Consider the following 18,475-nt stretch of genomic DNA (forward strand, 5'->3'; position numbering starts at 1 on the left):
ATGACTCTCCGCCAATGCTAAGGTGATATTTTCTGGATTGGCGACCGAGCGCACATGATCCAAAGGCGATTGTTGGCCAATTGGGGTATTCAACACCTGATTTAAGCCGCGCTGCAAGACCATGTCGGCTTGGAGGGGGTGTTAGCATTTACCCCTATTGCGGTGATAACAGCGACTCCTGAGGCAGCCATTACCAGAATAAGGCCGCCGACAATGATCTGGATGGCGCGTCGGCGAATATTTAGGTAGCCCGGTTCGCCGTGCTTCACTAAGTCCCACGTCGACTTCAAGAGTGGCGCGGCTGCCTCGCGGATAGCCTCGCAACTATCAAATGCACCATTGAAATCTCCTTCATTAAACTTGTCCCTACCATCCTGGAGGGTTTTCATTAGAGCAGCTTCCGGGCTATTTGGGTGCTCGTGCACATGTTTCGGATTAAGCCGCAAGTGGATTTTAGTCAGATTCTCTATCGCTTTGTCATATGCATCTTTGCTTTCTTTTATCCAAGATAGCACACGCTCGTCCGAACTCTCGTCGCTAGGATCGTCTTTCGATAAGTCAGGATGGAATCTCCCTATTCGAACTAGCTCCTGAACTGCGGCGGTGTATGAAGCAATCTCTTCTCTAAGTCCATCAACCCATGAAAGCCGGAACTCTGATACTTTATTTTCCTTTGCGCTAACCAGGTTTAAAAACGAGAAGAAACCAGTGATTAACGCAGCGAGTAGTGCGCCGATGGCTACGTAGATAGTAGGCGGGATCGCTGAGCTTCCCATGATCACGAATTCTCCTTAGTGGGGTCTAACGGTTAGTAGGCGAGCCCGCCGGATCAGGGCATGGATCGATATTTGTGAAAATAATTATGCCATATAACTTATGACTATAGTGATTTCTGCCTTGTATCTGAATGCAATATGCGTGATTTGCTGCGAGATGGGGCAATGTTGAAGTCAGGGCAATGAACGCTTGGGGGGCTATCGAAGCCGTCCGCAGGCTTGCGATGGAGGCGCTTCCACGCCTCTCCATGCCCCAAGGTGCGGTGCGTACCCCTACGGCTCCGACTTAGACACTAGGCAGGAGTCGCACAAGCGCGACGGCCGGGACTGAGCCCCAGCGCTATTTACTGCCATGGGCTTCCAAAAATTTTCCTATATTGGTACTGTCCAACAAGAACAATCCTACCAAAATGGCTTCTGTCGATGACATCGTTGAGGAGATGAGGCGGAACCCGAAGAATATTCGGTACGTCGATCTGTACAGGGTGTGTGAGAAGCATTTTGGGAAGCCGCGCCAGAATGGCACTAGTCACGCCGTTTTCAAAATACCATGGGCCGGCGACCCTTGTATCAATATTCAAGACGACAAGGGGAAGGCCAAAGAGTACCAAGTAAGGCAGGTACTCAAGGCTATCGACAAGTTGAACGGAAGCAAACCATGAGCAACGATCACTACACCTACCGTATCACTTGGTCCCCGGAGGATGAAGAATACGTCGGTTTGTGTGAAGAGTTTCCCTCTCTGTCCTGGCTGGCGTCCACCCAGCAGGAAGCCTTTAATGGAATCGTGCGTCTGGTGAAAGACGTAGTAAAGGATTTGAAGGAACACGGGGAGAGAGTGCCTGAACCGGTTGCAGAGCACTGCCAGTAGGAAGTATTGATACTCACAGAAAGCCCCGCAATGGGGCTTTTTTGTTGGGCTGGCGTTACCCCGGCGTAACCCCGACAAACGCAAAAGGGGTTGCGTTTTCACGCAAACCCCTTTATCCATAGGGCTTCCAGCCAGATACCCTTTCAGCTAGGCCGGGATGCTCGATCCCGGTTTTGCGTTCTTTCCTTCAGAGGCCTGGATCAGCCGCCGATCTTGTCCTTGCCGCCCAGGTAGGGGCGCAGCACGGTCGGGATGGTGACCGAGCCGTCGGCGTTCTGGTAGTTTTCCAGCACCGCGACCAGGGTGCGGCCGACGGCCAGGCCGGAGCCGTTCAGGGTGTGCACCAGCTGGTTCTTGCCGTTCTCGTCCTTGAAGCGGGCCTGCATGCGGCGGGCCTGGAAGGCTTCGCAGTTGGAGCAGCTGGAGATTTCGCGGTAGGTGTTCTGCGCCGGCAGCCACACTTCGAGGTCGTAGGTCTTGGCGGCGCCGAAGCCCATGTCGCCGGTGCACAGCGTGACCACGCGGTAGGGCAGCTCCAGTGCCTTGAGGATGGCCTCGGCGTGGCCGACCATTTCTTCCAGCGCGTCGTACGATTTTTCCGGGTGCACCACCTGCACCATTTCTACCTTGTCGAACTGGTGCTGGCGGATCATGCCGCGCGTGTCGCGGCCGTAGGAGCCGGCTTCGGAGCGGAAGCAGGGCGAGTGTGCGGTCATCTTGACCGGCAGTTCGTCGAGCTTGAGGATGCTCTCGCGCACGGTGTTGGTCAGGGTGATTTCCGAGGTGGAGATCAGGTATTGGTCGACGTGGCTGTCGTCGCCGCCCTTGGTGACCTTAAACATGTCCTCGGCGAACTTGGGCAGCTGACCGGTGCCGAACAGCACGCTGTCGTTGACGATGTACGGGGTGTACATCTCGGTGTAGCCGTGCTGGTTGGTGTGGGTGTTCAGCATGAACTGCGCCAGCGCGCGGTGCAGCTGGGCGATTTCGCCGCGCAGCACGGTGAAGCGGGCGCCGGAGAGCTTGGCGCCGGTTTCGAAGTCGAGCCCCAGCGGGGTGCCCACGTCGACGTGGTCTTTGACCTCGAATTCGAACGAGCGCGGTACGCCGACGCGGCGCACTTCGACGTTGGCGGTTTCGTCCTCGCCCACCGGCACCGATTCGTGCGGCAGGTTGGGGATGGTCATCAGCCAGTGTTCGAGCTTTTGCTGCACGCCTTCGAAGGCGGCCTCGGCGGCTTTCAGTTCGTCGCCCAGCGTGGCCACTTCGGACATGATGGCGGAGACGTCTTCCCCTTTGCGCTTGGCTTCACCGATCTGCTTGGAGGTGGCGTTGCGGCGCGCCTGCAGTTCCTGCATGCGGGTCTGCAGCGCCTTGCGCTCGTTCTCGAGTTGGCCGAAGGCGTCGGTGTCCAGCTGGTAGCCACGGGAGGCCAGGCGCTCGGCGACGGTTTCCGGCTGGCTGCGAAGGAGTTGGATGTCTAGCATGGTGTTGGTCTATTTGATGTTGATGATCTGAAGCTGGCGGTCGGTGATGAGCCAGATCTTTTCAAAGGGACTGTTCTGGAAGTCCTTGTCGCGTAAATAATTTTGCCAGTCACGGTGCATGACGCGCGTGTTGGCGTTGCGGATCAAGAGCCAGCAGGGCTTGATGGCGTAGGACTGGAACTTGTCGTTCTTGTCCTCGATGGCCCGGTCCAGCTGCAGGAAAATGTCCTTCATCATCGCCGGCTGCTGCGCGGCGAGCAACTGGTCGGTCTTGTCCTTGTGCCAACCGTTGATTATGGCAGCATCGTGAGTGCTGCCATAGATGTGCGTCACTTCCAGGCCGATTTTTTGCGAGGGTTCGCCGTTCTGGCGGCGCAGGATGGTGTAATCGGGAGATTCGCGGTGCGGGCCGAGCAGGTAATGGCCAGGGCGGGACAGGCGGTTGAGCACGGCGATCAGCCGCTTGGCCGCGAACTGTTCCAGCCTGACCTTGTGCCAGTCATGATCGTGGTGGTGCTTTCGTCTCTTCATCCAGTTGCCTGAGAAACCGCAGTTTTTCCTGAATCTTGCTTTCCAGCCCGCGCTCCACCGGCTCGTACCAGCGGCTGTCCTCGATGCCTTCCGGCAGGTAGGTTTCGCCGGCGGCGTAGGCGTGCGGTTCGTCGTGGGCGTAGCGGTAGGCGTGGCCGTAACCGAGTTCCTTCATCAGCTTGGTCGGCGCATTCCGGAGATGCACCGGCACCGGGCGCGAGATGTCCTGGCGGATGAAGGCGCGCGCCTCATTATACGCCTTGTAGCCGGCGTTGCTCTTGGGGGCCACCGCGAGGTAGATCGCGGCTTGGGCCAGCGCCAGCTCGCCTTCGGGGCTGCCGAGGCGCTCGTAGGTGTCGGCGGCGTCGAGTGCGATGCGCGCGGCGCGAGGGTCGGCGAGCCCGATGTCTTCCCACGCCATGCGTACCAGCCGGCGTGCCAGGTAGCGCGGGTCGGCGCCGCCGTCGAGCATGCGCGTCAGCCAGTACAGCGCGCCGTCCGGGCTGGAGCCGCGCACCGATTTGTGCAACGCCGAGATCTGGTCGTAGAAGGCGTCGCCACCCTTGTCGAAGCGGCGTGCGTTGACGGTCAGCACTTCGGACAGGAAGTCGGCGTCGATGCGCTCGACACGGCGCGCGCTGGCGGCGGTGCGCGTCTGTTCCAGCAGGTTAAGGAAGCGCCGGGCGTCGCCGTCGGCGTAACCGCTCAGCGTGGCCAGCGCGGTTTCGTCGAAACTCAGGCCGGTCAGCGCGCCGCTGGCGACGGCGCGGGCGAACAGCGCCTTGAAGTCGTCGTCGGTGAGCGCGTTGAGCACATAGACCTGGGCACGCGACAGCAGCGCCGAGTTGACCTCGAACGAGGGGTTCTCGGTGGTGGCGCCGATGAAGGTCAGCAGGCCCGATTCGACGTAGGGCAGGAAGGCGTCCTGCTGGCTCTTGTTGAAACGGTGGACTTCGTCGACGAACAGGATGGTGTGGCGGCCGTCGCGCTGTAGCACGGCCTGCGCCCGGTCCACCGCCTCGCGGATGTCCTTGACGCCGGAGAACACCGCCGACAGCGGGATGAACTCGGCGTCGAAGCTGTGCGCCAGGATGCGCGCCAGCGTGGTCTTGCCGACGCCGGGCGGGCCCCACAGGATCATCGAGTGCGGGGTCTTCGATTCCACCGCCAGCCGCAGCGGCTTGCCCGGCCCGATCAGGTGCGCCTGGCCGATGACCTCGTCGAGCGAGGTGGGCCGCAGCGCTTCGGCCAGCGGTTTCTTTGGCTCACGGGCAAACAGGTCGCTCACGGCATCAGTCCGAAATCACGTCCACGCCCTTGGGCGGGGTGAAGGTAAAGCGCGATGGCGCCAGTGCCGGGTTCTTCTTCAGGTCGGCGAAGCGGATCAGCGTGGTGTTGCCGAAGCTGTCGTTCAATTCCATGGTGACCAGCGTGTTGGCGCGAAAGCCCATGCGGATCGCCTGGAAGGTGTTCTCGCTCTTCTTCGGGGCGGCGCTGAGCCATTCGAGGCCGTCCTGGCTGCCGGCTTCTTTCAGATTGTAGTCGCGCTCGATGGCGTTGCTGCCGGCCAAGAGCGCGGCCGGGCTGGAGCCCAGTGCGGCGTCCAGCGACTTGCTGGTGACCTGGGCCAGTTCCTTGTCGTAGATCCACAGCCGTTTGCCGTCGCCGACGATCAGTTGTTCATAAGGCTTGGCGTATTCCCAGCGGAACTTGCCGGGGCGCGAGATTTCCAGCTGGCCGCTGGCTTCCTCGCGCTTGTTTTTGGCGCTGACCACCTGGGTGAAGCTGGCCGACAGCGTCTTGCTGCCGGCGACGAAGGCCTTGAGCTGGGCGATGGCGGCGGCGTTGGCGGGCAGGGCGAACGCGGCAGCCAGGATGATCGGTACGAGTTTCTTCATGGAGTCCTTTGCTGCGATCAGGCCGCTCAACTGAAGCGGTTGGTGATCGGGTAGCGCCAATCCTTGCCGAAGCCGCGGTGCGTGACACGCGGGCCGACCGGCGCCTGGCGGCGCTTGTACTCGTTGATCTTGAGAAGGCGAACCACGCGCCGCACGTCGGCCTCGGCAAAGCCCTCGGCAATGATTTCCTCGGCGGACAGGTTCTCTTCCACGTAGCGCGCCATGATGGCGTCGAGCACATCGTAGGGCGGCAGACTGTCTTGGTCCTTCTGGTCGGGACGCAGTTCCGCGGAAGGCGGCCGGGTAATGATTCTTAACGGAATGATCTCTTCCTGGGCGTTGCGCCAGTGGCAGAGCTGGTAGACCAGGGTCTTGGCCACGTCCTTCAGCACCGCGAAGCCGCCGGCCATGTCACCGTATAGCGTGCAGTAGCCGGTGGTCATCTCGGACTTGTTGCCGGTGGTGAGCACCAGCTTGCCGGTCTTGTTCGAGAGCGCCATCAACAGGGTGCCGCGGATGCGCGCCTGCAGGTTCTCTTCGGTGGTGTCTTCGGCCAGGCCTGCGAACGACGGCGCCAGCGCCGTGACGAAGCTCTCGTACATCGGCCAGATGGCGATTTCCTCGTACTTCACGCCGAGCCGTTCGACCATGTCGCGCGAGTCGGTCACGGAAATGTCGGCGGTGTAGCGGCTCGGCATCATCACCGCGTGCACCTTGTCGGCACCCAGCGCGTCGTAGGCGATGGCCAGCGTCAGCGCCGAGTCGATGCCGCCGGACAGGCCGAGCAGCACGCCGGGGAAGCCGTTCTTGCCGATGTAGTCGCGCACGCCGACCACCAGCGTCTTGTACACGCTTTCCAGCGGGCAGGGCAGGGCGGCCTTGCTGGCCGGTTGCAGGTCGCCGTCGGCCATCTCGACGATCAGCAGTTCGTCGTCGTAGGCGGCGGCCTGGGCCACGACCTCGCCGGCCTTGTTCAGTGCGAACGAGGCGCCATCGAACACCAGTTCATCCTGGCCGCCGGTGAGGTTGACGTAGGCGAACGGCAGGCCGGTTTCCTCGACACGGTAGCGCACCGTCTCGTGGCGGGTCTCGATCTTGTTGCGGTGGAACGGCGAGGCGTTGAGCACCAGCACCACGTCGGCGCCGGCATCGGCGGTCTCGGCGGCCGGGTCGAGCGACCAGACGTCTTCGCAGATCAGCACCCCGATGTTGACGCCGTCCTGCTGGAATATCAGCGGCGCGCCGCCGGGAGTAAAGTAGCGGCACTCATCGAACACTTCGTCGTTGGGCAGCAGCATCTTGTGGTACTGGCCGAGGCGGTTGCCGTCGCGCATCACCGTGGCGGCGTTGAAGCGTTCGTGGCCGAGCTTGACCGGGTGGCCGACTACCAGTGTGATACCGTCCAGTTCCAGTAGCTCGTCCAGCGCCTTGCTGCATTCGCGGTAGAAGTGGTCGCGCAGCAGCAGGTCTTCGGGGCTGTAGCCGGTCAGCGCCAGTTCCGGCGTGACCATTACGTCGGCGCCCTGGGCCATGGCCTGGCGGGCGAGGTCGAGAATCTTGCGGGTATTGCCGGCGATGTCGCCGACAACGGGATTGAACTGGGCGAGCGCGATACGCATCTTGGTGGCTACGTCGGTTAATCAACAATAAAACCGATTCTACCTGAAGAGCGGCATGATTTCCTGAAAGGAACGGGCATGACGATAGCGTCGCTGAATGGCCTGAGCGGGCTGCCGGCCAGCCAGTGGGACGCGCTGCGCGCCGACGACCAGCCCTTTCTCGCCCACGGCTGGCTTGCCGCCCTGGAGCAGAGTGGGGCGGTGGGCAGGGCGACTGGCTGGCAGCCGCATCATCTGGCACGCCGCGAGGGCGAGAAACTGGCGGCGGTGGCGCCGGCCTATCTCAAGACCCACTCCTACGGCGAGTACGTGTTCGACTGGGCCTGGGCCGAGGCTTACCAGCGCGCCGGGTTGGCCTACTATCCCAAGTTGCTGTTGGCGGTGCCGTTCACGCCGGTCAGTGGCCAGCGTATTCTCGGCGTGCCGGCGGGCCGTGCCGCCCTGGTTGCCGAGCTGCCGCGCCAGGTGCGCGAGCTCGGGCTGTCGTCCGCGCACGTGTTGTACCCGGCGCCCGATGACATGGCCCTGCTGGCCGAGGCGGGCTGGCTGGAGCGCCACGGCGTGCAGTTCCACTGGCGCAACCGGGGTTATCACGACTTCGACGATTATCTCGATGTGCTGAGCCGCGACAAGCGCAAGAAGATCCGCCAGGAGCGGCGGCGCGTTGCCGAGCAAGGCGTCGAGGTCGTGGTCAAGGAGGGCCGCGAGATCTGCGACGACGATTGGGCGTTCTTCCACGCTTGCTACTGCCGGACCTATCGCGAACACCGCTCCACACCCTATCTCAACCTGGCGTTTTTCCGCCTGATCGGCGAGCGATTGGCCGAGCACCTGGTGCTGTTCCTGGCATTCCGTGAAGGACGGCCGGTGGCCGCCAGTCTGTGCTTGAAGGATGGGCGGCAACTGTACGGCCGCTATTGGGGTGCGTTGGAGGAGGTTTCCTGCCTGCATTTCGAGCTGTGTTACTACCAGGGCATAGCCTATTGCATCCGCCACGGGCTCGCCGTGTTCGAGGGCGGAGCGCAGGGCGAGCACAAGCTGGCACGGGGTTTCGAGCCGGTACGGACGTGTTCCACGCACTGGCTGGCCGATTCTCCTTTTCGATCAGCCATTTGGCGCTGGCTCGAACAGGAAAAGCGGGCCATCGCGGCCTATCTTGGCGAACTGGAGCGGCATATTGCGTATAAAAAAGCTTGCCAGTCGTAAAAAGGGCTTATATACTGCGCAGCCTCTGACGACGAAACGCCAACGACGACGGCATCGGAGCACTTCTGGAGAGGTGGATGAGTGGTTTAAGTCGCACGCCTGGAAAGCGTGTTCAGGGTAATACCCTGACGGGGGTTCGAATCCCCCCCTCTCCGCCAGAATAATCAAGAAACGGCGCGGCTTTCAGCCTCGCCGTTTTTTTGTTTGGCACACATTTGGCACAGAAAGCAGGGTTTCGAGCTTGTTTCTGCGCGCTGGCATCGTCGCCAGTGCCGTGGCCAACTGCAACCGAGCCAGGGATAGCGAACCGTTCACGCCGGCCGACTTCATGCCCTACGTGGGGCGCGAGCCGGAGCCTGAGATGACCACCGATGAGCAGCGTGGCGCGGCAATTGTGGTGCTGCTGATGGCGGCGAAGGCGGCTGATCAAAAGTGACGAAACCCCGGTTCAGGTAGCGCTGACCGGGGTTTCTTGTTTCAACCTTCGGGACCTGTATCTTTGCGCTTGCCATTGCCAGGGTGGTAGAGGCTTTAGCCCCTTGGGTATTACGTTGCCTCGGGAAGGCTATGGCTGATTTTTCAGGCTCGTGCCGATTTACGCCATATGACCAGCATGATCCTCGATGGCATCGGCGACCCACTCATTCAAGCTCTTGCCTTGAGCGGCAGCCGCCACAGCGGCAACAGCATGTAGCGCAGAGGCGATGCGCACATTGAACTTACCGGAATAGGACTTGTACGGCTCAATGCCCTTTTCCTTGCACATGTCCAGATAGACCCGGAGAGATGTCTCCCCTTCGGATTTGAGTCCTGCCACATCGGAGGCATAAAAATCGGCGCCGCCGCTCAGGCCGATGAACTCGCCGCGGAACATCTCGATCTCCGGATCGTAGGAAACGACGGCCTTCTGGCCGTTGATGATCATGACGTTGTTCATGGTTTGACTCCGTTTTCCTCTAACCACTTGCGAATGGATGCTACGGCCCCCTTGTCCGTCTCGGGAGAGGGATGGGGGCGATGAAACACGCGCACCTGGCCGAAGAGGGTGATGCCTACCCGAGAGCCTTCCCGTTCTTCGATGGTGGCGCCAAGCTCGACGAATAACGTTTCGATGTCCTTCCAGCGAATGTTGCCGCTCACGGGGCGATGATAGATCAAGGGTGGCGTGGTGCTTGCGTTTCATGCTTGAATAGTACCAAAAAGTGGTACTAAAGCAAAGAAAAAAAGGTACGCAGTGCGTACCTTGGCTTGAAGGGGCATTAAGCGCCTGGGCTTGAGAAAGGACGGGAAGTAAGAGCGTGTTCACGATCTTCTGAGCAGCACCGCCAGGAAGGCCAAATGGATGAACTGCAAGCTGGTATTGAGCCATCGCTCGCAGTTCTTCCACAGGCGCTTGTTTTTCTCCAGCCAGGCGAAGCTGCGCTCGACTACCCAGCGCTTGGGAATCACCGCGAATTTGTGCAACTCACTACGCTTGGCAATCTGCACCGTGACCGCCTCGCCCAGGTTTTCCCGCACCCCTTGGGCAAAAGGCTGGCCCACGTAACCGCTGTCAGCCAGCACGCTTTGTACTTTACCCAAGCCGCCTTTGCAGAGCTGCAATGCCTGTAACGCCCCTTTGCGGTCCGTCACCTCGGCTGTCGTCACAGCAATGGCATGGGGCAGCCCCTGCGTGTCCACGCCGATGTGTCGTTTGATGCCTGAAACCTTCTTGCCGGCATCATAACCCTTGCTACCGGCCGTGTCCGTGTTCTTCACACTCTGCGCGTCCACGATCAAAAGCGTCGGCGTGGCGCTGCGCCCCAGTCTCTCGCGGGCCGCGCCAACCTGATTTTTTTAGTGCCCGCTCCAGTACGCTGATGCCGTCCTGGTCGAACTCGCTCCACTTTGCAAAGTACGAATGCACCGTGCGCCATTTGGGAAAATCCCTCGGCAGCATTCGCCACTGGCAGCCGCTGCGCAGCAGGTACAGCACCGCGCAAAACACTTCGTACAAGTCTACCGTGGTCGGCTTCGTGCGCTTCCTCACGCTTTGCAGCAGCGGCAGGATTTCTTCAAACTTCTCTCGATTGATGTCGCTGGCGTAGGGCTTTCTCATCCCGCCATTATCCTGCTACGCGACGAGATCGTGAACACGCTCTTAGCAGCCGGCTCCGCCCGTCTGCATCCCCAGCCCACCGCTGTTCAGACTGTCCACCAGCTTGGCGCGCGCATCCAGCAACTGAAAATACGAGCGCCACATCATGGCCGAGATCTGCTGGCAGGCGTCCAGCGGATCCTTGGCCTGCGCGCGCGCCAGGTCGATCCATACCTGCAGTTCAGTCAGCGCGGCCGGGTCGTCGCTCGCGTCGATCAATTGGCGCAACACCGCGCGGCGTTTGCGTTCGAAGGCTTGAGGGTCGTGTTCGTACAGGGCTTGCCATTGCTCGAACACAAAACGGTAAGGGCGTACGTGGGCCATGAGCGACTCCAGACCCCCTCCCGAAGACAATAAGTAAACGGTTGATTCTTTTGTGTTACCACTCCAACTGTACCATTCGGGGCTGGGCGGCGCGCCAACAATCTGCCGCCGGTTGACGGCGGGCAAAGGACGTCGGTATTTTCGCCACAGCACCGTTGTCGCTTATGCCTTTGTGTTATGTTGTGGCTTGGCGCATCGGCTACTCAAGTTATTTTGAATGCATCCCCAAGCCAATCGGTGCTGCTACTCATCGCCTCTTCGATGTCTACCCCGGCGGATTCGAAGCCGGGCAGGATACAGGCAGCATCTTGCCCGGCGCTGGATAGGAGTTAGCCCCGCTCACTGAAAGCGCAGTTCCACCCCGGTCTTGCTGCACATCTCGTCCCGGCTCACCCCGGGCGCCAGTTCCAGCACCTCTAGTCCCTCCCGGCCCACGCGCAGTACGCCCAGATCGGTGATGATCATGCTCACCACGCCCACGCCGGTCAGCGGCAGCGTGCATTGCGGCACCAGCTTGAAGTCCTCGCCGCCGTCCTTCTTCCGGGCGGTGTGCTCCATCAACACGATCACCCTTTCCACGCCGGCTACCAAATCCATCGCGCCGCCCATGCCCTTGACCATCTTGCCCGGGATCATCCAGTTGGCCAGATCGCCGCGCTCACTCACCTGCATCGCGCCGAGGATGGCCAAGCTGATCTTGCCGCCGCGAATCATGCCGAACGAGTCGGCCGAGCTGAACACGGCCGAGCCGGGCAGCGTGGTGATGGTCTGCTTGCCGGCGTTGATCAGGTCGGCGTCCACCTCGTCTTCGGTCGGGAACGGGCCGATGCCGAGCAGGCCGTTTTCCGATTGAAGCCACACCTCGATGCCGTCCGGCACGTAGTTGGCCACCAGCGTGGGCAGGCCGATGCCGAGGTTTACATAAAAACCGTCCTGCAGTTCCTGCGCGGCGCGCGCCGCCATTTGTTCACGAGTCCATGCCATGGCGGTTTCCTTAGCTGGCGGCGCGCACGGTGCGCTGCTCGATGCGTTTGATCGGTTGCGGGTTCAGCACCAGGCGGTGCACGAAGATGCCGGGGGTGTGGATGGCGTCCGGGTCGAGCTCGCCGTTCTCGACGATCTCCTCGACCTCGGCGATGCAGAGCTTGCCCGCCATCGCCACGTTCGGGTTGAAGTTGCGCGCGGTGCGGCGGTAGATCAGGTTGCCGGCGCGGTCGGCCTTCCACGCCTTGACCAGCGCAATGTCGGCGGTCAGCGCCGCTTCCAGGATGTGCGGATGGCCGTTGAATTCGCGTACTTCCTTGCCCTCGGCGATCACCGTGCCGTAGCCGGTGCGGGTGAAGAAGGCCGGGATGCCGGAACCGCCGGCGCGCAGTTTTTCCGCCAGCGTGCCCTGCGGGGTGAACTCCAGCTCCAGTTCGCCGGACAGGTACTGGCGCTCGAATTCCTTGTTCTCGCCGACGTAGGAGGAAATCATCTTCCGGATCTGGCGTGTCTCCAGCAGTTGGCCGAGGCCGACGCCGTCGATGCCGCAGTTGTTGGAGATCACGGTCAGCCCGCGCACGCCGCTGTCGCGCAGCGCAGTGATCAGCACTTCCGGAATGCCGCACAAGCCGAAGCCGCCGGCGGCGATGGTTTGTCCGTCGCGCACGATGTCGGCCAGTGCCGTGTGCGCGTCAGGGTACAGCTTGTTCATGCTTGCTCCTTTCGGGAAGGAAACTGCGGGAAGGGAACTGCGAAAATCATTGGGCGGTCCAGCCGCCGTCCATGGCCCATGCCACGCCGCGCACCTCGGCCGCCGCGTCCGAGCACAGGAAGGCCACCAGCGCGCCCAGCTGCTCCGGCGTCACCACCTTGCCGGACGGCTGCTTTTCGCCCACCACGCGAGCGCGCGCGGTGTCCAGGTCGATGCGTAGCGCGTGCGCGCGGTCGGCAAACTGCTTGGCCGCCAGCGGGGTCTGCACCCAGCCGGGGCAGATCGCGTTGCAAGTGATGCCGGTTTCGGCCAACTCCAGCGCCACGGTCTTGGTCAGCCCGACTAGGCCGTGCTTGGCGGCGACATAGGCCGACTTGTTGACCGACGCCACCAGCCCGTGTACCGAGGCGACGTTGACGATGCGGCCCCAGCCGCGCGCGCGCATGGTCAAGAGCGCGCACTTGGTGGCGTGGAAAGCGGAACTGAGATTGATTGCCAGGATGTCGTCCCACTTGTCGGCCGGGAAGTCGTCCACTGGCACCACGTGCTGGATGCCGGCGTTGTTGACCAGGATGTCGACGCCGCCGAACTCCTTGTTGGTGAAGTCGATCATGGCGGCGATCTCGTCGGCGCGGCGCATGTCGGCGCCGTGGTAACCGACGCGTCCGCCGTGCGCGGCCACCGCGTCGCGCGCCGCGTCGATCTCACCAAAGCCGTTGAGCACCACGTCGGCGCCGGCCTGAGCCAGCGTGCGGGCGATCGCCAAACCGATGCCGCTGGTCGAGCCGGTGACCAGCGCGGTTTTACCTTTCAGAGCAGTCATGGATGCGTTCCTTGTAGAGGGCACAGTTCAGTGGTCTGAAAGGGATGATAGGAGCAAGGCGGCGGTGGCGAAGTCGGATGGTTCTCTAATCCGTGTAAGAAAAATCCGGCAGCGCTTCCTTAGCAGCGGAACTGCCGCACCAGCTCGGACAATTGCCGCGCCGACGCGCGCACCTGGACGGCGGCGTCGGCCATCGCATTCATCGACGCGCTGGTTTCTTCCTCGCGGTTGGCTATCTCTTCCACCGTCTTGGCGATCGAGTTGTTGGCGAGCGACTGTTCCTTGGTGGCGTGCGCGACTTCCTGTGCCCGGTGCAGGGTCTGGCGCGCGCCGTCCATCAGCTCGCTGAGCGCGTCGGCCGCCACCTGGGTCGCGGTCATCCCGCGTTCCACATGCGGCAGGGTTTCGGACATTGATTTGACCACCGCCTGCGTGTCGCTCTGCAGTCCGGTGATCATGTTGCCGATCTCTACCGTGGCCTGGGTGGTGCGCTCGGCCAGTTTGCGTACCTCGTCCGCCACCACCGCGAAGCCGCGGCCGGCCTCGCCGGCGCGTGCCGCCTCGATCGCCGCGTTGAGCGCGAGGAGGTTGGTCTGGTCGGCGATATCGTTGATCACGCCGGCGATGGTGGCGATCTGGCCGGTGCGCTGGTCCAGCGTGCCGATCCGCCCGGTCGAGTCGCGCACGGTGTCGGCCAACAGGTGCATGCCCTGGCGCACGTCCTGGATGCGCGCCGTGCCGTCTTCGGCCAGTTGCGCGGCGCGACTGGAGGTGGTCTGGGTGTCGCCGGCCACGTCGGCCACATGGCCGATGCACACCGTCACCTGTTCCATCGACGCGGCCATCGAGGTGGCCTGCTCGGATTGCCGGTGCGCGGCGTCGGTGATTTCGCGTGCGGCCTCGCTGATCTTCTCGGCGTTGTCCGCCAGCGAGCTGGACTCGCTGTTGATATGGGTGACAATGCCGCGCAGCGCGCTCACCATGTCGTCGAACGCCGCCAGCATGCTGCCTTTCGGGCGCGCGCCGGCAGCATGGCTCAGGTCGCCCTTGGCCGCCTGCGTCATCAGCCGGATCGCGTCGGCCGGCTCGCCGCCCACCAGGTTGAGGATGCTGCGCGCGGTGAACAGCCCGAAGCCGCCGAACAGCAGCAAAAACAGCGTCGTGATCAGCAGATAGAGCAGCAGGTGATGGCGGAAGGCGGTGTCGATGTCATCGATGTAGGCGCCGGTACCGATCACCCAGTTCCAATCCTCGAACGCCATGATGTATTGCAGCTTGGGCAGCGGCTCCTTCTGGCCTGGGCGCGGGAAGGCGGTATCGACATAGGCGCCGCGCGGCGTCTTGTCCAGCGCCGCCATCATGTCCTTCAGCGTGTAGCGCCCCTGGCCGTCCTTGATCTTGTCCAGCATGTGCTGGCCGATCAGCTTGGGATTGACGTGGCTGACGCCGACGCCCTCCCGGGTCCAGATGTACAGGTATTCGGTCTTGCCGTCGGTGCCGCCGTAGCGAGCGGCGGCGATTGCCTGGATCGCCCGGCGCTGTGCCTCCTCGCGCGACAGCCGGCCGGCGGCTTCCTCTTGCCGATAGTGGGTGGAGATGTTGAAGCCGCCTTCGACCGCCGATTTGATCAGCAGGCGCCGGCCTTCCATCAGGTTGTTGCGCGATTCGATGCTGGAATAGGTGGCAATCGCCAGCATCCCAACGAGTGCGCCCAGGATCAGCAACACGATCTTGGTGCGTAGGGTTAGTGCTTGAAACATGTCATCCTCGTCTCTCTCATGGCGTCTTGTCAGGAGCCGGCTCCCCACGCCTTGCTGTTACAGGGGGTGGGGGGTTATTGGTTGACCAGCAGCGTGTCGCCGGCTTTCAGGGTTTGCGGCGACAGCTCGGCGCCGAACGCGCGCGCCTTGCGTACGTCGATGGCGATATTGAATACCTTGGGCTGCTCCGGGACGATCTGTGACACGGGCTTGCCTTCCAGCAGCTGCTTGATCATCGCCGCCACCTGCCGCCCCATCACCGGCAGAGATGGCGCGATGGTCGCGGTGGCCCCCCAGCCTTCAGTGACCTCCTTGGTGCCGATTCCGATCAGTGGCTTGCGCGCGGTCTTGAACACCATCTCCGCGTACGGGCGCTGCACTCCCATCTGGTCGTTCGGGCTCAGGAACACGTCAACCAGCGGGTCCAGTTCTTCCACATGGCGCCTGGCCAGCGTCGCCATCCGGATGTGGCCGCCCTCGCTCTGCACGAACGGCACCATCCGGAACATCACTTCCATCTCCTTGAACTCTTCGTCCTGCTTCAGCACTTCTTCCAGCCAGCGCCGATAGCTGTGCGATTGCGGCATGTCGGCGTAGATCAGGCCGAACTTTCTGGCCTGCGGGAACAGCCGCTTGATGAAGCGCAGCCGCTCGCGCACCGGCACCGGATAGGACACGCCGGTGAAGTTGGCCTTGGGCGGGCTTTTGAAATCGTCGATCAGCCCCATGCCGACCGGGTCGGACACGGCACCGAACACGAAGCTGTAGCGGTTGTCGCCATAGGCGATTTGCTGGATCGCGCCGGCCGCGATGGTGCCGCCGAGGTAGAACAGCTTGTGCTGGCTGAACCCGCTGATGGTCCACAGCCGCTCGGCGCGGCCGCTATAGTTGTCGAGCGAAGTGTGGATCACGCGCAGTGTCTTGCTGTCCTGGTAACCGTATTCAGCCAGCGCGGCCAGCATCGTGGTCCGTACCGTGCGGTAGGGTTCGCCTTGCTCGGAGTCGATCATCACCAGTACCGGCGGCTCGGCCGCCCGTGTCGTGGCCGGCCAGCCCAGTATCAGACCGGCAGCCGTCAGTATCAGCGCCGCGCCACATGCCGCCAGGCGGCCGGCAAGCGGCGCCAGGAACCCGGTGGCACCCCGAGCGCGATCTGTCCTTCCGACATGCCGATGCCCACGGCTCCTTTGCATCTATGTCTCCCTAAAGCTTTCGGCTTGCATTCCCGCCGCCGGCCGCGTGCTTGCCTTAATTCAAGCACCGAGCCCATGCAAAGCAAGTCCTTACAATAGTCATGGGTATTCCGGCCGGAGGCGGCTGTGGCCAAGTGTCGGCCAGAAGCCGGCGCCTGTCCTGTCGGAAAAGTCTGAAATTTCAGCGCGTTCCCGACTCCGCAAGATGGAGGCATGCTCAGAAAATTCCTACGCGATAGGTGGAAGTTTCCGACTTTTCCGCCATCGTGCGCACGCTATCATCGGTCGTAGGGGCCGTGAGGCGCCGGCCCAGGAGAAGCAGGAGGGGGAGCATGAAGCAACGCGTACGATTGCATGGGCTGATGGAGCAGATGTTCTGGTTCACCATCGGCCGCAAGCTGGCCAGTCTTCTCTTGGTGCTGCCGCTGCAGGCCGGCATGTTGTATTGGCTGGTCGTGATGGCGGCAGCGCTCGAGGCGCAGTCGCCCGGCGGCGGCTCCGCGGCGCTGCGTGCCAGCAGCGCGAGCGCGCTGGCCTGGGGCTGGGGATTGTTCGCCGTCTCCTGTCTGTTCACCGCTGGCCTGGTGCTGTATCTGCGCTTTCTCTTGGTGCGCCCACTGCGCCGTATCATCGCGGTGCTAGATGAAGCGGGCCAGGGCGAGGGCGATCTGTCGCGCGAGATGCCGGCTGATACCCATGACGAAATCCGCCAGTTGGCCGATGCGTACAACCGCTTTCTGAACAAGCTGCGCACCATGGTCACGGAAATCCGCCATACCACGCTGGAGATCGGCATTGCCTCGACCCGCACCGAATTCAACGTGCGCCATACCAGCAGCAGTGCGCGCCAGCAGGAAGCGCTGGCGGACAGCATCCACAGCGCCACCACCGAGGCGCTGGCGGCGGTGGGCGACGTAATCGACACCACCCATGCCATCGCCGCCACCAACGCCGCCCACTACGACAAGGCGCTGCAGTCGCTCGACGAGCTGCAGCAGGTGAGCGAGCGCATCCATAGTGCGTCGCAGAAGCTCGACCAATTCGACCGCACGGTCGGCCAGTTGTCCGAGAGCTCGGCCAGCATTGAAGAGATTCTCGGCCTGATCAAGGACATCGCTGGCCAGACCAATCTGCTGTCGCTCAACGCGGCGATCGAGGCGGCGCGCACAGGCGAGGCCGGACGCGGCTTCGCCGTGGTGGCGGACGAGGTGCGCGGGCTGGCCAACAAGGTGCAGGGCGCCACCCAGGAGATCCAGAACAAGGTCGACGGCATGAGCGCGCTGGTCGACCAGACACGCAGCGAGACCTTGGCGATCCTGGCCGATACCAGGCTGACGCGCACGGCGATCGAAAAGGCGTCGGTCAGCTTCCACGGCATGGTGCGGGATTTTGCCGCCACGCGCGGCCAGCTCGACACCATCGTCGGCAAGATCGAATCGTTCGGTTCGCTCAACCAGACGGTGTTTGCCTCGGTGCGGGACATCCACGCCGCCAGCGGCAAGATCAGCGAGAAGATGGCGAGCTCCACCGAGGCCGCCGGCCGCGCCGAGCACGCGGTCAAGAGCATCCAAAGCCTGGTGTCGCGCTTCCGGACCGGCGAAGGGGCACTCGAACAACTGGTCGAGCTGGCCAACGAGTTCCGTGCCTGGATGGCTCACTTCCTCAGCGAGCAGTTGGCGCGCGGCGTGCCGGTGTTCGATACCCGTTACCAGCCGATCGCTGGCACCTATCCACAGAAATACCGCACCAGCTACGATGGCGTGTTCGGCCCCGAGGTTCAGCGCCAGTACGACGAGGTCACCCGCCGCGCACAGGGCGGGGTGTTTGCGATGGTGGTGGACGTGAACGGCTATGCGCCGGCGCATACCTCGCATTTTTCGCAGCCGATCAGCGGCGATGCGGCCAAGGATCTGGCGTTCTGCCGGCACAAACGCATCTTCGACGAGCCGGCGGTCAAGTCGATGCTGAACAGCAGCGGGCCGTTCCTGGTGCAGACGCTGCCGCGCGACACCGGCGAGGTGCTCGGCACCGTATCCTGCCCGATCGAGGTCGGCGGCCGGTGCTGGGGCGTGGTGTGCATCGGCTTCGATCCGGCGGCGATTCTGACGTAGTAGCGCCATCAACCGGGGTGGGGATGAGGTTTATACTGAAAAT

The 18,475-nt window shown here is 62.5% G+C and carries 19 protein-coding genes and 1 tRNA gene; 5 read left to right on the top strand and 15 right to left on the bottom strand.

Features of this window, described 5'->3' with window-relative positions:
* Nucleotides 1-101: 101 nt before the first annotated feature.
* Nucleotides 102-782 (bottom strand): hypothetical protein, encoded by a 681-nt coding sequence (locus tag PSEMAI1_RS21685; protein WP_156943089.1) that lies wholly within the window; start codon nucleotides 780-782, stop codon nucleotides 102-104.
* A 652-nt stretch (nucleotides 783-1,434) separates the two neighbouring features.
* Here PSEMAI1_RS21685 and PSEMAI1_RS0105920 point away from each other — a divergent pair.
* Nucleotides 1,435-1,647: a hypothetical protein gene (locus PSEMAI1_RS0105920; RefSeq protein WP_024301982.1), complete on the top strand. Its 213-nt coding sequence runs from the start codon at nucleotides 1,435-1,437 to the stop codon at nucleotides 1,645-1,647.
* 200 nt (nucleotides 1,648-1,847) lie between these two features.
* On the opposite strand, the gene serS is transcribed toward PSEMAI1_RS0105920, so the two are convergent.
* Genes serS through PSEMAI1_RS0105945 form a run of 5 tightly spaced genes read right to left on the bottom strand, consistent with a single transcriptional unit; the run spans nucleotide 1,848 to nucleotide 7,182 of the window.
* Nucleotides 1,848-3,134: a serine--tRNA ligase gene (gene serS / locus PSEMAI1_RS0105925; protein ID WP_024301983.1), complete on the bottom strand. Its 1,287-nt coding sequence runs from the start codon at nucleotides 3,132-3,134 to the stop codon at nucleotides 1,848-1,850.
* Between the two features lie 9 nt (nucleotides 3,135-3,143).
* Entirely contained in the window at nucleotides 3,144-3,665 is a 522-nt protein-coding gene (locus PSEMAI1_RS0105930; protein ID WP_024301984.1) for a hypothetical protein, read from the bottom strand.
* Nucleotides 3,634-4,953 (bottom strand): replication-associated recombination protein A, encoded by a 1,320-nt coding sequence (locus tag PSEMAI1_RS0105935; protein ID WP_024301985.1) that lies wholly within the window; start codon nucleotides 4,951-4,953, stop codon nucleotides 3,634-3,636. Before PSEMAI1_RS0105935 ends, PSEMAI1_RS0105930 begins: the two co-directional genes overlap by 32 nt.
* Nucleotides 4,954-4,957: 4 nt before the next feature.
* Nucleotides 4,958-5,563, bottom strand: a complete 606-nt coding sequence (gene lolA, locus PSEMAI1_RS0105940) for an outer membrane lipoprotein chaperone LolA (RefSeq protein ID WP_024301986.1) — start codon at nucleotides 5,561-5,563, stop codon at nucleotides 4,958-4,960.
* 26 nt (nucleotides 5,564-5,589) lie between these two features.
* On the bottom strand, nucleotides 5,590-7,182 hold the full coding sequence (locus PSEMAI1_RS0105945; RefSeq protein WP_024301987.1) for an NAD+ synthase: 1,593 nt from the start codon (nucleotides 7,180-7,182) through the stop codon (nucleotides 5,590-5,592).
* A 78-nt stretch (nucleotides 7,183-7,260) separates the two neighbouring features.
* Here PSEMAI1_RS0105945 and PSEMAI1_RS0105950 point away from each other — a divergent pair, with 78 nt between their 5' ends.
* The 3 genes from PSEMAI1_RS0105950 to PSEMAI1_RS20485 all read left to right on the top strand — a co-directional run bounded on the left by PSEMAI1_RS0105950 (nucleotide 7,261) and on the right by PSEMAI1_RS20485 (nucleotide 8,824).
* A complete protein-coding gene (locus tag PSEMAI1_RS0105950) occupies nucleotides 7,261-8,388 on the top strand; it encodes a GNAT family N-acetyltransferase (RefSeq protein WP_024301988.1) in 1,128 nt (375 codons plus the stop codon).
* Nucleotides 8,389-8,455: 67 nt separating this feature from the next.
* A tRNA-Ser gene (locus PSEMAI1_RS0105955) sits at nucleotides 8,456-8,546 on the top strand.
* Between the two features lie 83 nt (nucleotides 8,547-8,629).
* The gene (locus tag PSEMAI1_RS20485) at nucleotides 8,630-8,824 is read left to right on the top strand and encodes a hypothetical protein (protein ID WP_024301989.1); all 195 of its coding nucleotides are present in this window, start codon (nucleotides 8,630-8,632) and stop codon (nucleotides 8,822-8,824) included.
* A 159-nt stretch (nucleotides 8,825-8,983) separates the two neighbouring features.
* Here the strand turns inward: PSEMAI1_RS20485 and PSEMAI1_RS0105965 are convergent, their stop codons facing one another.
* From PSEMAI1_RS0105965 to PSEMAI1_RS0106010, 9 genes are all read right to left on the bottom strand, one after another.
* On the bottom strand, nucleotides 8,984-9,325 hold the full coding sequence (locus PSEMAI1_RS0105965; RefSeq protein WP_024301990.1) for a type II toxin-antitoxin system HicB family antitoxin: 342 nt from the start codon (nucleotides 9,323-9,325) through the stop codon (nucleotides 8,984-8,986).
* The gene (locus PSEMAI1_RS21125) at nucleotides 9,322-9,528 is read right to left on the bottom strand and encodes a type II toxin-antitoxin system HicA family toxin (RefSeq protein WP_232219968.1); all 207 of its coding nucleotides are present in this window, start codon (nucleotides 9,526-9,528) and stop codon (nucleotides 9,322-9,324) included. Before PSEMAI1_RS21125 ends, PSEMAI1_RS0105965 begins: the two co-directional genes overlap by 4 nt.
* A 162-nt stretch (nucleotides 9,529-9,690) precedes the next feature.
* A protein-coding gene (locus PSEMAI1_RS21130) for an IS5 family transposase (protein WP_369793184.1) occupies nucleotides 9,691-10,486 on the bottom strand; the annotation gives its coding sequence in 2 pieces (ribosomal slippage) (nucleotides 9,691-10,225 and nucleotides 10,224-10,486; 798 coding nt in all).
* Nucleotides 10,487-10,528: 42 nt separating this feature from the next.
* Complete coding sequence (locus PSEMAI1_RS0105985) at nucleotides 10,529-10,849, bottom strand: DUF3135 domain-containing protein (protein ID WP_024301993.1); 321 nt, start codon at nucleotides 10,847-10,849, stop codon at nucleotides 10,529-10,531.
* A 339-nt stretch (nucleotides 10,850-11,188) separates the two neighbouring features.
* Complete coding sequence (locus tag PSEMAI1_RS0105990; protein WP_024301994.1) at nucleotides 11,189-11,833, bottom strand: 3-oxoacid CoA-transferase subunit B; 645 nt, start codon at nucleotides 11,831-11,833, stop codon at nucleotides 11,189-11,191.
* Between the two features lie 10 nt (nucleotides 11,834-11,843).
* Nucleotides 11,844-12,545, bottom strand: coding sequence for a CoA transferase subunit A (locus PSEMAI1_RS0105995; protein WP_024301995.1), 702 nt, complete (start codon nucleotides 12,543-12,545; stop codon nucleotides 11,844-11,846).
* Nucleotides 12,546-12,591: 46 nt separating this feature from the next.
* Entirely contained in the window at nucleotides 12,592-13,368 is a 777-nt protein-coding gene (locus tag PSEMAI1_RS0106000; protein WP_024301996.1) for a 3-hydroxybutyrate dehydrogenase, read from the bottom strand.
* Nucleotides 13,369-13,487: 119 nt separating this feature from the next.
* Complete coding sequence (locus PSEMAI1_RS0106005; RefSeq protein WP_024301997.1) at nucleotides 13,488-15,128, bottom strand: methyl-accepting chemotaxis protein; 1,641 nt, start codon at nucleotides 15,126-15,128, stop codon at nucleotides 13,488-13,490.
* A gap of 74 nt (nucleotides 15,129-15,202) precedes the next feature.
* Entirely contained in the window at nucleotides 15,203-16,321 is a 1,119-nt protein-coding gene (locus PSEMAI1_RS0106010) for an ABC transporter substrate-binding protein (protein ID WP_084612634.1), read from the bottom strand.
* 332 nt (nucleotides 16,322-16,653) lie between these two features.
* Here PSEMAI1_RS0106010 and PSEMAI1_RS0106015 point away from each other — a divergent pair, with 332 nt between their 5' ends.
* Nucleotides 16,654-18,432: a methyl-accepting chemotaxis protein gene (locus tag PSEMAI1_RS0106015; RefSeq protein ID WP_024301999.1), complete on the top strand. Its 1,779-nt coding sequence runs from the start codon at nucleotides 16,654-16,656 to the stop codon at nucleotides 18,430-18,432.
* The last annotated feature ends 43 nt before the right edge of the window (nucleotides 18,433-18,475 follow it).

It is taken from the genome of Pseudogulbenkiania sp. MAI-1 (assembly GCF_000527175.1).
Classification (GTDB): Bacteria; Pseudomonadota; Gammaproteobacteria; order Burkholderiales; family Chromobacteriaceae; genus Pseudogulbenkiania.